Source organism: Streptomyces tirandamycinicus, from assembly GCF_003097515.1.
Classification (GTDB): Bacteria; Actinomycetota; Actinomycetes; order Streptomycetales; family Streptomycetaceae; genus Streptomyces; species Streptomyces tirandamycinicus.
The window spans coordinates 1,933,077-1,946,820 of sequence record NZ_CP029188.1 but is presented as its reverse complement, the minus strand read 5'-3'; the positions used below and the strand labels follow the sequence as shown (position 1 = coordinate 1,946,820).

Genomic DNA, 13,744 nt, shown 5'->3' with positions numbered 1-13,744 from the left:
AACGGACGCGGGGGCGAGGGGCATGACCGTGTTCAGGGTTCAGACCGATCCTGCCCCCTGCCGCGGCACCGCGAACGGGAGCACGGCCACTGTTACGTTGTCGTGGCCCCCGCCGTCGAGCGCATGGCCGAGCAGGACCCGCGCCCCGTGCAGCGGACGGCCCGCCGCGTCGGGCGGCAGGATCTGCGCCATCTCCTCCGGCGCCTCCGCGTAGTTCCACAGCCCGTCCGTGCAGACGACCACCACGCCGGGGCGGTCGGGTTTGAACGCGGCCGTGTGCGGTTCCAGCTCATAGGCGTCCGCGCCGAGCCAGCCGGTGATCGCGTGTGCGCGCTCGTCCGCGTACGCCTCGGCCTCGCTCATCAGGCCGGCGGAGACCATCTGGGCCGCCCAGGAGTCGTCCTCGGTGAGCCGGGCGGGCGGGCCGCCGCGGTCGTCCGGGACCCAGTACGCGCGGCTGTCGCCGACCCAGCCCACCACCAGCAGCCCCCCGGCGGCGACGGCGCCCACCAGCGTGCACGCGGGAGCGTTCCGGTGGCGGTGCGGGTCGTGCTCCATGGCCCCACCGGGCTCCGCAGCCAGGGAGTTGACCGCGGAGGCGGCGGCGAGGATCGCCTCGTGCATGGCCTGCTGCGGATGCGTGCCCCGGGGCAGCGACTCCAGCAGGTGCTCGTTGGCGGAACGCGCCGCGGCGGAGGACGCGTCGTCGGGCCGGGTGGCCGAGGACACGCCGTCGCAGACGATCGCGATCACCGCCGGCGAGCCGTCGGGCAGGGCCGTGGCCGACACCGCGAACGAGTCCTCGTTGCGGTGGTGCCGCAGCCCCCGGTCGCTGACCGCGGCCACGCCGGACAGCTCCTGCTCCATGTGGTCGCGCTCGCGCGGCTGGGCGTGCCCGCAGTGCTCGCAGTAGCCGTCGGGGTCCACCTGCCCGGCGCGGCACGCGACACAGAGCTTCGCTCCGGGCGGGGGCGCCGCGGGGTCCTCGCCGGAGTGCCCACCGGTGTGCCTGGCGGCGCGGGGGTCGGGCGAGGCCGGCCCGGAGCCGCCGGACGCCGGTTCGACCGGCACGGCCGGGCCGAACCGCGCTTCGGCACCGGCCCGCGGGCCCGGCGGAGGCGCCGCCGCGGAGGCCGGCGGCGCATCGGGGCGGTCGAAGTGGACGGGGGTCGCGGGCAGTTCACGGCCGCCCGAGTCGGTACCCGGCAGCTCTCCGGGCCGCTGCGGCGTCCCCGGGCGGCCGAAGCCGCCGGCCCCGGGGGTCTCGGGGGCATGGGGCGCCTCGGGCCAGTGCACCCGGGTGCCCGTCGCCACGGCAGGGCGGTCCCGCGGCGGTTCGGGCACGGCGGCAGGGCGGTCCCGCGGCGGTTCGGGCACGGCGGAGAGGTCGTACCCGCACGCTCCGCAGAACAGATCACCGGATTCGAGCGGCTCCTCGCATCCGGGGCACTTCGAGCAGGCCGCCTGCCGGGGCATCTGCGGCGTCATTCGCTTTCACCTCGCCTTGATGTGCCGGGCGCGCCCAGGTCATTGCGCCGGACGTCCGGGGACGTGTCCCCCCGACGGCGCGGCATCACACCCACGTCCGGGGGCGGTAGCGGTTGGCCCGCTCCACCAGTTCGATGCGCTCCCCGCCGTCCTGCGCGAGCCGGGCGAGCACCCTGAACGAGCGTTCGAGGCCGAAGCGCAGTCCGCGCTCGTCGAGTTCGCTGCCGAGCAGGACGGCCCTCACCGGCCGGGCGCCGGCACTGCCGGAGAGTACCCAGTCCAGCGCCGTCCCCAGAACCTCCGTGGACAGCCGCTCACGCCGCACCGCGTCCAGTCCGAGCCCTTCCAGCGCCGTGACCTGGTCGGCGGCGGCCGTGAGGTCGTCGGCGAGCGGATCCTGCACGGCGCGCCGGCGCAGCCGTGCCCGTACCGCGGCGACCCGGGCGGCCGTGTAGTGGATCGACGACTCGGGGACGGAGTCGAGCGTGCGGACGGCCGCGGTGCGGTCGCCGGCCGCGAGTTGCACCCGGGCCAGTCCGAACGCGGCGCTCACATAGCCCGGGTCCGTGGTCCACACCAGGCGGTAGTACTCCGCGGCGTTGTCCAGCTGGCCCAGCACCTCGGCGCACAGGGCGAGCGCCAGCTTGGGCGCGGCCTCGCCCGGGAACGCGTCGTAGATCGCGTCGAACGACAGCGCGGCCGTCTCGTCGTCGCCGGTGACGAGCGAGGCGACGCCGCGGTACCAGACCACCCGCCAGTCGTCGGGGTGCCCGGCCTCGAGATCGGCCAGGGCGGCGGCCGCCGAGGTGAGCTCGCCCAGCTCCAGCCGCGCCCGCAGCTCGCACAGCCGCAGTTCCGGGGAGTTCGCGGGCGCGCCGTGCAGCGCGGCGAGCAGTTCGGCCGGCGCGGAGGCCAGGAGACCGGCGAGGAACCCCGCGTTGGGGTCGCTCGGGTCGACGCGGGGGACCGGCAGTGCGAGTGCGGTCGCGCGGACGTCCAGGTCCGCGAGGTGCGGTTGCCGCGCCGCCGCCGGCTCCCCGTGCGGTCCGGGAGGCGCCGCCTGCGACGGGACGCCTGCCGGGCCGGGGGCGTACGGATGCGGGACGCCGGAGGCGCGGCTCCCCGCCGCTTCCGGTCCGGCGGCACCTGCTCCCGGTCCGGCGACTCCCGCTTCCGGTCCGGCGGCTCCCGCTCCCGCCGCGTAGGGGTGACTCCCGGGCGCCGGGCCGCCGACGGAGCCCGGTGCCCGCGGGGCGGGCGCCGCCCGGGACGTGCCGCGGCCCCGGCGCGTGGGCCGCCCGGCGCCCAGCACCGAGACCTCGCCGTGGAGTTCGGCGAACAGCTCCGTGTCCGTGACCCGCAGCTCCGGGCCGAACAGGGTCGACAGCGACGGGCGCGGCCGGCCGGTCTGCAGCGCGACGACCTCTCTGAGCACGCCCGTGAGCTGGTCCGCCATCTCCTGCGCGGAGGCGAACCGGCGCGCCGGGTCGGGGTCGGTCGCGCGGACGAGGAGCCGGTAGAACGACTCGTACGTCCGGAACACCTCGATGTTGTCCGGGTCCGGGAGGGAGTCCGCGAACACGTTGGTGAAGCCCTGGAAGTCGAACGTCAGCACCGCCAGGGTGCGGGCCACCGTGTAGAGGTCCGAGGCGACCGACGGGCCGGCCTCGGCCACCTCCGGTGCCTGGTAGCCGACCGTGCCGTAGATCGCCGACTCCTCGTCGTCCATCCGCCGCACGGCGCCCATGTCGATCAGCTTGAGCTGGTCCTCGGTCTGGATGGCGTTGTCGACCTTGAAGTCGCAGTACAGGAGGTTCCGGCTGTGCAGATGCCCGAGCGCCTCCAGCGCCTCGATGCCGTAGGCGCACGCCTGCTCGACCGGCAGCGGGTCGCGTCTGCCGTCGGGGGTGCGCCGCTCGTTGGCGATCTCCTTCAGGGACTTGCCCCCCACGTACTCCATGACGATGTAGCCGTCCATGGAGCCGGTCCGCTGGTCCAGGTGCTCGACGAAGTTGTAGATGCGGACGATGTTGGAGTGCTCGATCTCCGCGAGGAACCGGCGCTCCGAGATGGCTGCCGCCATCGCGTCCTGGTCGCCCGTGTCCAGCAGGCCCTTGAGGACGACCCAGCGGTCGGACACCGCCCGGTCCACGGCGAGGTAGACCCAGCCCAGGCCGCCGTGGGCCAGACAGCCCATCACCTCGTACTGCCCGTGGACGACGTCGCCGTCGCGCAGTTTGGGAACGAACGAGTATGGATGGCCGCACTTGGTGCAGAAGCCCTCGGTGCGGCCCGGGCGGTCGCCGCGCGCACGGCCCACCGGTGCTCCGCAGTCGCCGCGGCTGCAGAATCGCTTCCGCTCCGGAACCTCCGGCTCCGCCATCACCGCCGAACGCGGGTCGGGGCGCGGCACGTCCGGGACCGAGACCAGCCCCGCCCCCAGTCGGTGCCGGCCCGACGAGGAGGCCGAGGAGCCCGAGCTGCGGACCGACACCGAGCGGTCCGAGCCGCGCCCGGACAGCGAACGGGACAGCCGGCCCGAGACCGACCGCCGTGACGTCGAGGAGCGCGACGACCCGGCCGAACGTGACGAGCGGGGCGAACGCGACGAGCGGGATCCCGACGGCGAACTGCCGTGTCCCGAGCCGCCGCTCCCGTTCCCGCTCGCGCCGCCTCCCGTGGCTCCGGTGGGCGGCGACGACAGCCCGCCGCTCCGCGCGACGACCGGGGCGAGCCCGCAGGTGCCGCAGTAGAGCCGGCCGCCACCGACGTCCTCGTACACCCCGTCGCAGCCCGGGCGCTGGCAGGCCTGTGTGGGTGCGGAGGCGCCGGAGTGGGCCGCCGAGGAGACCGCGGCCGGGGGTGTGGCACCCTGCCCGGTCTCGGGGGCGAGTCCGCAGGTGCCGCAGTAGAGCCGGCCGCCACCGACGTCCTCGTACGCCCCGTCGCAGCCCGGGCGGCTGCACGTCGTCAGGTCACTCACGGCTCCCCCTGCCTGCTCGCCGGCCCGGTCCCCGATGACGCGGACGGGATCCGCGTCGTGCTGCCGGTCCGGGCGCGGATCACGACTCCCCCCGGTGGCCCGGGCCGTCCACGGACCCCTGCTGCCGCGGGACCAGGACCTCGGCCGCGGCACGCTGGTAGCGCAGGACCGCCTGCTCGGCGGCGCGCAGGTCGCACGGCGCGCTCCACAGCATCCGGCGTGCCACGTCGTACCGCTCGATCAGCAGCGGGTCCTCGGCCATGCCGTGCCGGGCGACCTTCGCCTTGTACGCGTCGAGCCGGCCGCGCAGCTCCGCACGGACCGCCAGCGGTGCCGTCACGGCCGTCAACGACTCGCGCGCACGCATCAGTTCGTCCTCGGCCTCCCGCTCCAGCGACTCCAGCAGCGGCGACAGCCGGTGCCACTGGGCGTGCCTGCGGTACTCGGCCGCGGCCGCCAGCCGCTCCTGCAGCACGGTCGGCGGGCCGCTGACCGCGGGGACCTCGGACGCTGCGATCTTGGCCAGCACCTCGCCCCGTGCGGCACGCGCCTCGGTGAGCGTGCGGTCCGCGCGGGAGAGCACGTCCCGCAGCCGCAGGAGCCGCGTCTCCGAGTCCTGCCGCACCGCGAGGACCGCCTCGATCTCACGGCGGACGTCCTCCAGCGAACGCGCCGCCCGGTCGTAGCGTCCCGTGTCGGGACGGCCGCCGCCGGGCGCCGAACTCGCCGTCGCCGGCGACCAGAACGCCAGCGGGTCCGACACGACCTGCGCCCGCAGCGCGGACAGCTCCCGGGTGATGGACTCCAGCTCGTCGCCCGCCGGGTGCTCGCCCGGCCGCACGCCCACCGAGTGGGCCAGCGAACGGGTCCGCTGCAACTCCGCGGCGAGCAGGTCGATGCGCGCGGGCAGTGCCGACCACACCGTGTCGGCGGCCACCACCACGTCCAGGGAGCGGGCGTACAGCGTGTTCATCCGGCTGACCAGTCCCTCCAGCGTGAACCGCTCGGAGAGCTTGGCGGGGCCGCCCACGGACGGCGCGGGGTGGGCCGCGGCACTGGCGACGGTGACGCTGGGGCCGCGCAGCCGGTCCGTCAGCGCCACCAGGTCGTCCCGGCTCGGCCAGCGGCGCCGGGACCGCACCTCACGCGCCGAGCGCAACGCCCCCGCGTATGCCTCGAAGTAGCCCCACAGCAGCCCGATCGCCTGCTCGGTGGAGGCCCAGCGGTCCTTGGTGACGCCCGTCAGCTCCGCTCCCTCCAGGAGCCTGCGGCCCGCATGGTCCTGGAGGGCGAGGAGCGAGGTCTCGATCGCCTCGTGCTCCTCCTGGAGCCGTGCCAGCGCACGGTCCACCTCGTCCCGGTCCATTACCGGCCCGGGGGGTCCCGCGACGCCCATCGATCACCTCTCCGCTCGTGTACTCGCCACCACCGCCCGGCGTCCCGCCGGTGCGGCCTTCCCGCCGGGCCGCACGCTCCCGGCGACCGGGTCCCGACTGACTCCCGACTGACTCTCGACCGACCCCCGACCGACTCCCGACTGACTCCCCACTGACTCCGACTGGGTCCCGACTGACTTTCGGCCGCTTCCGGCGGCCTGCCGGACGGCGCGTCAATCCTCCCGGTACTTCGGCGCCGGGGGGCCGGTTATGCCGGGCAGGTCCTCCTTCAGCCACTTGACGTACGCCTGTGTCCAGGGGCCCGCCCGGTACTGCTCCAGCACCTTGTTGACCCTGCGGACGAGGTCGTCCCTGCCCAGTCTGGCGGCCACGCCGTAGTACTCGGTGGTGAAAGGCCCGTCGCCCTTGAGTTCGACGGACGGGTCCTGGGCGGCCTGGCCCGCGGCGAGGGCCGCGTCCGTCACGACCGCGTCCACCTCGCCGAGCTGCAGCCGGACCAGGCAGTCCAGTTGGTTGGGGACCGTCAGCCGGTTCCGGTCGCCGGGACCGTCGTCGTCCTCGTCCCGGAACAGCGCTCCGTGCGAGTCCTTCTCCAGCGCGTCGTAGGCCGTCGAGCCCTCGGCGGAGCAGACCCGCCGGCCCTTGAGGGAGTCGTCGAAGCCGGTGATCGGGGACTGCCGGGGCGCGAGCACCTGCTGGCCGGTGCGGAAGTACGCCGTGGAGAAGGCGACCTGCTTGATCCGGGCGCAGTTGATGGTCATGGTCCGTACGACGAGGTCCACGGTGCCGTTGTCGAGCGCGGCGATCCGCCGGTTGGTCGGGACCGCCCGGAAGATGATCTTCTCGGGGTCTCCCAGGATGTCCCGGGCGATCGCCCGGGCCAGGTCGATGTCGAAGCCCTCCAGCTCGCCGTCCGCCCGGCGGTAGCCCCAGCGGTAGCTGTTCTGGTCGATGCCGACGATGAGCCGCCCGCGCCGCTTGATCTCCTCGATCGCCGGGCCGTCCGCCGACGACGGCCGCAGCGACGCCTCCGGGCTGGTGCAGTCGTCGGCCTTCGCGGGTGGCGCGGCCGCCGGGCCGGCACCCGGGGGGGCGCCGCCCGGCGGGCCTCCCCGTGAGAGCGGGAGCAGGGTGAGGGCGGCGGTGAGCGCACAGACCGCCGCCATCCCGGCGACACCGCCCCAGCCGCGCAGCCGCGGCGCGAGGTGTCCGATGCGGTGCGGGCGGCGCGGCCGGGCCGCTTCCGCGGCCGTGGCCCCGGTCTTGGCTTGTGGTGTCGCGTTCGTCGTGCCGTCCGGAGACGCGTTCGTGGTGATGTCCGGTGCTGCGCTCGTCGTGCCGCCCGGTGTCGCCTTCGTCGTGCCGTCCGGTGTCGCACCGGGCATCGGGTCAGTCATCCCTCCCCCTCTCACCGGTACTCCGAAAGCCGCCGGCCGATGCCCAGGACGGCGCCGGCCGCGCCGAGGGCCGCCAGCACGGCCGCGCCGGCCGGCAGGCCCGCCAGCGCGCCCCGGCCGCCCTCGGCGGCCTCGGTGAACTCGGCCTGCTCATGCGCCAGCGCCCTCTCCAGCGCGGCGTCCACCCGGTCGAAGCACTGGCCGGTGGAGCCCTCGCCGCCGATCACCTTGGCCAGCGCACCGTCGTAGTCGCCCGCCCGGTCGCTCTCACCGGCCTGCCGGTGCCTGCTCCTCCACTCCGAGGCCGCGGAGACGGCCCGGGCGACCGGTGCGCGGCCCGCACCGTCGCCGGCGAGCTGCCCGGCGCGGCCGAGCGACGCGGTGAGCCTGCTCATGCCCGCGGCGTAGTCCGTCTCGTACTTGTCGCCCTTGCCGTCCTCGGTGAGCACCGCACCGCGGGCCACCAGGGTCAGGTTCTCGTTGGCCCGGGCCTTCAGGCTGCTGATCCTGGCGTCGTTGAGGACCGCCAGCGACTCCTGCCCCTCGGCCCGGGCCTCGTCGAGCCCCGCTCGCGCGAGGGCGTGCCCGGCGCCGAGCCAGAGCAGCGTCACCGTGCAGGCGGCGGTGGCGGCGAGCAGCCCGGGGCTGAACACCCGTTTCGTGCGGAGGTAGTTGCGGCGCTGTGCCCAGGCCAGACCGCCGAGCGCCACCACTCCCAGGCCCAGCGACAGGAGGGGCCATGGCCGGGCGTCGCCGTGGTCGTCGTCGAGCCGGGCCGTCTCCTCCTCGTACAGCTTCTCCGCCGCCGGCAGCAGCTCGGTCGTCATCAGCTCGTTCGCGTACCGCAGATAGGCGCCGCCGAGGGGGAGGCCCTGGCGGTTGTTGGCCCGGGCCCGCTCGACCAGTCCCGTGTAGCGGGGGAGTTGTTCGTTGAGCGTGGCGATCCAGCGGCGCGAGTCCGTCGAACCGTCCGTGTTCGCCGCCGCCTTCACCAGCAGTCGTGAGGCACCGGTGATGTCCTTGCGATAGCGCTCCCGCACCGCCGCCGGCTCCTGCGCCCCGGCCAGGAAGCCGCTGGCGGCCGCCGTGTCGGCGTCGGCGAGGGAGCGGTAGATGCTCGCCGCGTCGGCGCTGAGCGGCTGGCTGCGGTCGACCACGGCGTCGGCCGATGCGGCGCGGTCGGCGATCTCGACCGCCGTCACGGCGCCGAACGCCACCACCAGCGCCGCCAGTACGGCGCCGATGATCCGCAGCCGGCCGGGCTCCGTCGTCGCGGCGGCGCGCAGCCGCGACGACGTCTCCGCCCAGGCGCTGCGCCGCGCGGGTGGTCCCGCAGGCCGTGCCGACCGGTCGGAGGAGGGCGGTGACCCCGGGCCGGGCGCCGGGCGCGGCTGTGCCGGGACATGCGGCACCGGCGGCGCGGGCGGGCCCGCCGCGCTCGGCGTGTGTGTCACCTGACCTCCCCCTCGGTCACTGACGGCGTGCCACCTCCCGCGGGCGGGGAACACCTTCCGGCCAGAAGTATGGCCGCAGGAGCGGACATTCCACACCCGGGGTTCACTGGATCTTGTGTCATCCGGCGTGTCGCGTCAATGCCGCCCCTTGCCGGTACCTCCGTCCTGAATACGCCGCCGACGGCCGATCGGTTCCGTCCGGCCGCGTGGTCCGGTGCGCCGGACCACGCGAGGGTGCGCGGGCGTACGCGAGCGTGCGCGGGCGTGCACGGCCGTGGGCGGGGGTGCACGGCCGTGGGTGCGGGTGCCACCCGGTGGTGCCCGGCTTCAGCGGTCCGGCGGCCCGGTTCCCCCCAACGGTGTCGGGCTTCGGCGGATCGGCAGGGCCCGGCTTCAGCGGCCCGGCGGCGGAGCGCCTGATCCCCCTACCGCGGAGGCCTGTTCGCCGTACCGCGACCGCAGCCGGGCCCGTGCCGCGGCCGGCGACCCGAGGCGGTCCAGGCCCAGCAGCGCCGCGCCCAGCACGGGCGGCGCGGTCACCACGGAGACGACCGCCTTGGGCGCACGGGCGGCGAGCAACTCCTCGATCCCGCCGAGGAGCCGGGGGTGCCGCGCCGCGAGCACGCTGCCGCCGAGCACCACGGGGACCTCCTCGTCCAGCAGCCCGAGCCGGCCGAGTGCCACCGTGGACATCAGGACGACCTCCTCCGCGAGCCGGTCGACGATCGCGCCCGCGACGGTGTCGCCGGCGGCGGCGGTCGAGAACAGGACCGGGGTGAGTTCGTGCCTGCGCCCCGCGGCGAGACGTCCCAGGTGCAGCGCCTCGACGAGTGCGTACATCGACGGCAGACCGAAGTGCGCGGGCAGCGTACGGGCCAGTTCGGTCGGTGCACCGCGCCCGTCCTCGGCCCGCGCGGCGAACCACAGCGCCTCCTCCGCGAGCCCCGCGCCCCCTCCCCAGTCCCCGGAGATCCTGCCGACGGCCGGGAAGCGCGCGGTACGGCCGTCCGGCACCATGCCCACGCAGTTGATGCCCGCACCGCAGACGACGGCGACGCCCCTGGGCTCGTCGACCCCGGCCCGCAGGACCGCGAAGGTGTCGTTGCGGACCTCGCTGCTGGCACCCCAGCCGCGGGCCCGTACGGCCTCCGCCAACTCCGCCTCCTCGGCTGGGAGATCGGCATTGGCCAGACAGGCGGAGACATGGGTGACGGAGCTCAGCCCCGCGCTGCCGAGGGCCTGCCGGACCGTGCCGTCGAGTCCGTCGAGTCCGTCGAGTCCGTCGAGTCCGGTGAGTGTGTGGAGCGCGTGGAGTGCATGGAGTTGGCCCGGTTCGTCCCGTCTGGCGCCTCCGTCCGGTCCGGCCCCTCCGTTCGGTCTGTCCGGTCTGTCCGGTGCCGCCGCGGCACCCGCTCTCGGTGGCCGGAATCCGCCGCCGCGGGCCGAGCCCAGGACCGAACCCTCCGCGTCGACCACCGCCACGTCCGTCTTGCTGTTGCCGGCGTCGATGGCGAGGACCGTGGCCGGGGGGCGGCGCGGCCCCGAGCCGGGCACGGCCGGGACGCGCGCGGCCGGATCGTTCACGCCCACGGGAGGTGCTCCCGGTTGTGTGCGACCAGCCGCTCCGTCAGCGCTTCGGCGGACGCGTGCTGGCCGACCAGGGGGTGGGCCAGCAGCGCCTTGAAGACGCGGTCACGGCCGCCGCGCAGCGCCGCCTCCAGCGCCAGCTCCTCGTAGGCCGTGACGCTCGCGATCAGCCCGCGGTACAGCGGATCGACGTCGGGCGGCGGCAGCGGCGCGGCACCCTTGGTGCCGACGGCCGCCTGCACCTCGACGACGGCGTCGTCGGGGAGGAACGGCAGCGTGCCGTCGTTGTACGTGTTGACCACCTGGTAGGGGCTGCCCGTTCCGCCGAGCAGCGACGCGACGAGGTCCACGGCGGCCTCCGAGTAGTAGGCGCCGCCCCGCCGGGCGAGCAGTGCGGGCTTCTCGTCCAGCGACGGGTCGCCGTACATCTCCAGGAGCCGCTCCTCCAGGGCCGCGACCTCCGTGGCCCGCGGCGGCCCGGCCTTCATCTCCCGTACGACCGCGTCGTGCTCGTAGAAGTAGCGCAGGTAGTACGACGGCACCGCGCCGAGGCGGTCCAGGATCTCGCGCGGAAGCCGCAGGTCCCCGGCGAGCGTGTCGCCGTGCGCGGCGAGCAGCCGCGGCAGGACGTTCTCGCCCTCCGGGCCGCCCAGCCGGACACCCGTCTCCCAGGTCAGATGGTTGAGGCCCACGTGGTCCAGGTGCACCTCGCCCGGGGCGGTGTCCAGCAGCGCGGCGAACTTCCGCTGCAGGCCGATCGCGACGTTGCACAGCCCGACGGCCCGGTGCCCGGCGCGGAGCAGCGCACGGGTCACGATGCCGACCGGGTTGGTGAAGTCGACGATCCAGGCGTCGGGGGCCGCGCGCCGCACCCGTTCGGCGATGTCCAGTACCACCGGCACGGTGCGCAGCGCCTTGGCCAGCCCGCCGGCCCCCGTCGTCTCCTGCCCGACGCAGCCGCACTCCAGCGGCCAGGTCTCGTCCTGCTGTCGTGCGGCCTGACCGCCGACGCGCAGCTGCAGCAGCACGGCGTCGGCACCGGCCACTCCCGCGTCCAGGTCGCCGGTGGTCGAGATGGTCCCGGGGTGGCCCTGGCGGGCGAAGATCCGCCGGGCGAGCCCGCCGACCAGGTCCAGCCGATCGGCTGCCGGGTCGATGAGCACCAGCTCGCGGAGCGGCAGGGCCTCCCTCAACCGGGCGAATCCGTCGATCAGTTCGGGTGTGTACGTGGAGCCGCCGCCCACGACGGCGATCTTCGCCTGCCGGGGGAGCGGGGGGTGGCCCACGGTGGATTGCGGCATGTGCGTCTCAGCCCTTCACTCCGGTCGATGTGTCGGTGCGACGCCCTCGACGAGCGCTCTCCGGGTGGAAGTACCCGACCGTCACCGGCGCCATGACCATCACGGTCGCCGTCACCATCACGGACGCCCCCGCCGCCGGGTTCGCGTCCGTCCGGCGCGCTCCGCTGAAGGGCTTCCGGCCGTGGGAGAGCCCTCGCACGGTGATACCGCCACGCGGCCCGCCGCCCGGCCCGGCGGGTGGACGGACGGTGGGTGGACGGCGGGCGCACCGCGCAGGACGGCGTCGCAGCCTTCGTCGCGGGTGTCCGCCGGGGCGCTCCCGGTGCCCGGGCGGGGCTGGGCGCAGCCGAGGGAGCGCATGTTCCTCCGGTGGCCGGGCAGGCCTCTCGGTCCCGCGCCGGTCGTCACGGCCTGGCCGCTGCCCCGCCCCGTGTGGGCGAGGCGAGAGACTCCACGGTCCACCTCTGGTCGCTGCCGCCGGTCGCGGCCCGAAGCTCCAGAGGCCGTGGGTTCACCACCCAGTCCGGGTCCGGGACGAGGGCGACCTTCGGGTCGGACTTCGGCCGGATCGGGCCCACCGGTTCGAGGAGGAAGGCCATCTTGCCCAGCTTCTCCGGGTTGTCCGAGTCGCACGGGCGGACGCCGACCTCCGCGTCGTCCCCGTCCGCTTTCAGGCAGAACGTGGAGTCGTGGAGATTGCGGAGCCGTCCCTGCGCGTCCAGAGCCCATCGTTGCGTGGTGGCCTGGGTGCATCGGGCCACCACGGTGCCGCCCCGCTTGACGATCACTCCGTCCTCGATGTCCAGGCACAGCCCGCTGCCCGCGTGCACGATCCGTCCGTAGACGAGAGCGCCGGGCGGAGCCGTGATCCCGGACTCGGGCTGCGCGGGTGCGGTGGTGGCCCCGCTCGGCGATGCCGAGGCGGACGGGCGGTCCTCGGCCCGGCCGCGGCCGGGCCCGGGCTGCTCTCCGGAGTGGCGCTCGGCGACGAGCAGCAGGGGGAGCGAGACGACGGCCACCGCGGCCACCGCACCGGCGACGCGCACCCCGCGTCCCGGCCGGCGCCGGGGGAGGGGGCGGGCTGCCGGGCCGGGGTCCCACATCGCGCCGCCCCCGTCCTCCGCCCCTCCGCTCGGCGGGGGACCGGAGTCCGGCGTGTGCAGCCCCCGCGCGACGGCGGACGCGTAGGCCGCTCCGTCCAGGACGAGCAGCCCGTCGGCCAGTGCCGTGCGCAGGTCGTCGGCGAGCAGGATCAGCTGCGTCAGCAGCCCGTCGCAGGCCGGGCATGTGTCGAGGTGGAGGGTGAGGTCGCCGCAGCGGGGGCTGTCGCCGGCGACCGCCGCGGCCTCGACGAGGCGCCGGAAGCCGTTGCAGCGGGTGTCCCCGGCGCGCTCCGCGTGAGCCTGGAGCAGGGCGGCGTGCAGGGACTCCCGTGCCCTGGCCCGGAGGGCCGGAACATCGCCCGCTGCCACGCCGACGTAGGTCGCGACCCTCTCGTCCGGCTCCCGGTCCACCAGCGAGTACCAGAGGACGCCCCTGGCGGCCTCGGGGAGGGCGAAGAAGCCCTCGCGGAGCGCCTGCTGCTGCCCCGGCTTCGCCGGCGGCCCGGCAGGACGTCCGCCGCTGCTGTGGCCGTCCGCCCCGCTCTCGCCGTGGCCGTCCGCCCAGCTGAGGAAGGAGGGGGCGAGCAGGGCCCGTCTGCCGCCCCGGGCCCAGCTCAGGGCCGTGTGGTGCACGCACGTCAGGACGAAGTCGCGCCAGGTGCCGGAGGGGTCGACGCCCGAGCGCGCGGCCTCGGCCGCCCGCTTCAGCGCCTCACGCGCCAGCCGGTCGGCGGCCACCCGGCCCCGGGTGCACAGCTGTGCGCAGACCACGGCGTACGCGAGGTGACGCTGATTCAGTTCGTTTTCGGCCCGGTGGTCGACCGGACCTTGCGAGCGGACGCGCTCGGCGAGTTCCGAGTCCGTGGCGTTCGCACAGCCACTCTCCCAGGACGCCGTCGTCGAAACGGCCTTCTGCAGTTCCGGCATCGGACCCCTCACTTACTGCGCCTCCGCGCCCGTGGTGCTTCGGGCGCCACGGAGGCGTTGGTTACGGGGGATTACGGGGAACGGCGCCGCCCCGCTCAACTCCTCTA

The 13,744-nt window shown here is 75.3% G+C and carries 8 protein-coding genes; all 8 read right to left on the bottom strand.

Annotation, left to right across the window (positions count from 1 at the left end; all coding sequences use genetic code 11):
- Positions 1-39: 39 nt before the first annotated feature.
- Complete coding sequence (locus DDW44_RS08600; RefSeq protein ID WP_108906053.1) at positions 40-1,488, bottom strand: protein phosphatase 2C domain-containing protein; 1,449 nt, start codon at positions 1,486-1,488, stop codon at positions 40-42.
- 85 nt (positions 1,489-1,573) lie between these two features.
- Complete coding sequence (locus DDW44_RS08595) at positions 1,574-4,270, bottom strand: serine/threonine-protein kinase (protein ID WP_108908767.1); 2,697 nt, start codon at positions 4,268-4,270, stop codon at positions 1,574-1,576.
- A gap of 280 nt (positions 4,271-4,550) precedes the next feature.
- Entirely contained in the window at positions 4,551-5,837 is a 1,287-nt protein-coding gene (locus DDW44_RS08590) for a coiled-coil domain-containing protein (protein ID WP_108906052.1), read from the bottom strand.
- Positions 5,838-6,080: 243 nt separating this feature from the next.
- Positions 6,081-7,253 carry a glutamate ABC transporter substrate-binding protein gene (locus tag DDW44_RS08585; RefSeq protein ID WP_108906051.1) on the bottom strand — a complete coding sequence of 391 codons (1,173 nt, stop codon included), beginning with the start codon at positions 7,251-7,253 and terminating at the stop codon, positions 6,081-6,083.
- A 23-nt stretch (positions 7,254-7,276) separates the two neighbouring features.
- Positions 7,277-8,719 carry a hypothetical protein gene (locus DDW44_RS08580; protein ID WP_208647947.1) on the bottom strand — a complete coding sequence of 481 codons (1,443 nt, stop codon included), beginning with the start codon at positions 8,717-8,719 and terminating at the stop codon, positions 7,277-7,279.
- A 393-nt stretch (positions 8,720-9,112) separates the two neighbouring features.
- On the bottom strand, positions 9,113-10,273 hold the full coding sequence (locus DDW44_RS08575) for an N-acetylglucosamine kinase (protein WP_108908765.1): 1,161 nt from the start codon (positions 10,271-10,273) through the stop codon (positions 9,113-9,115).
- A 26-nt stretch (positions 10,274-10,299) separates the two neighbouring features.
- Positions 10,300-11,607, bottom strand: a complete 1,308-nt coding sequence (locus DDW44_RS08570; protein WP_108906050.1) for a 6-phospho-beta-glucosidase — start codon at positions 11,605-11,607, stop codon at positions 10,300-10,302.
- A gap of 404 nt (positions 11,608-12,011) precedes the next feature.
- On the bottom strand, positions 12,012-13,637 hold the full coding sequence (locus tag DDW44_RS08565) for a ricin-type beta-trefoil lectin domain protein (RefSeq protein WP_108906049.1): 1,626 nt from the start codon (positions 13,635-13,637) through the stop codon (positions 12,012-12,014).
- Positions 13,638-13,744: the final 107 nt, after the last annotated feature.

What these genes read in the sequence shown, in the direction of transcription:
- DDW44_RS08590 (WP_108906052.1), bottom strand. Translation starts at nt 5,837, where the DNA reads ATGGACCGGGACGAGGTGGACCGTGCGCTGGCACGGCTCCAGGAGGAG.
- DDW44_RS08600 (WP_108906053.1), bottom strand. Translation starts at nt 1,488, where the DNA reads ATGACGCCGCAGATGCCCCGGCAGGCGGCCTGCTCGAAGTGCCCCGGA.
- DDW44_RS08570 (WP_108906050.1), bottom strand. Translation starts at nt 11,607, where the DNA reads ATGCCGCAATCCACCGTGGGCCACCCCCCGCTCCCCCGGCAGGCGAAG.
- DDW44_RS08585 (WP_108906051.1), bottom strand. Translation starts at nt 7,253, where the DNA reads ATGCCCGGTGCGACACCGGACGGCACGACGAAGGCGACACCGGGCGGC.
- DDW44_RS08565 (WP_108906049.1), bottom strand. Translation starts at nt 13,637, where the DNA reads ATGCCGGAACTGCAGAAGGCCGTTTCGACGACGGCGTCCTGGGAGAGT.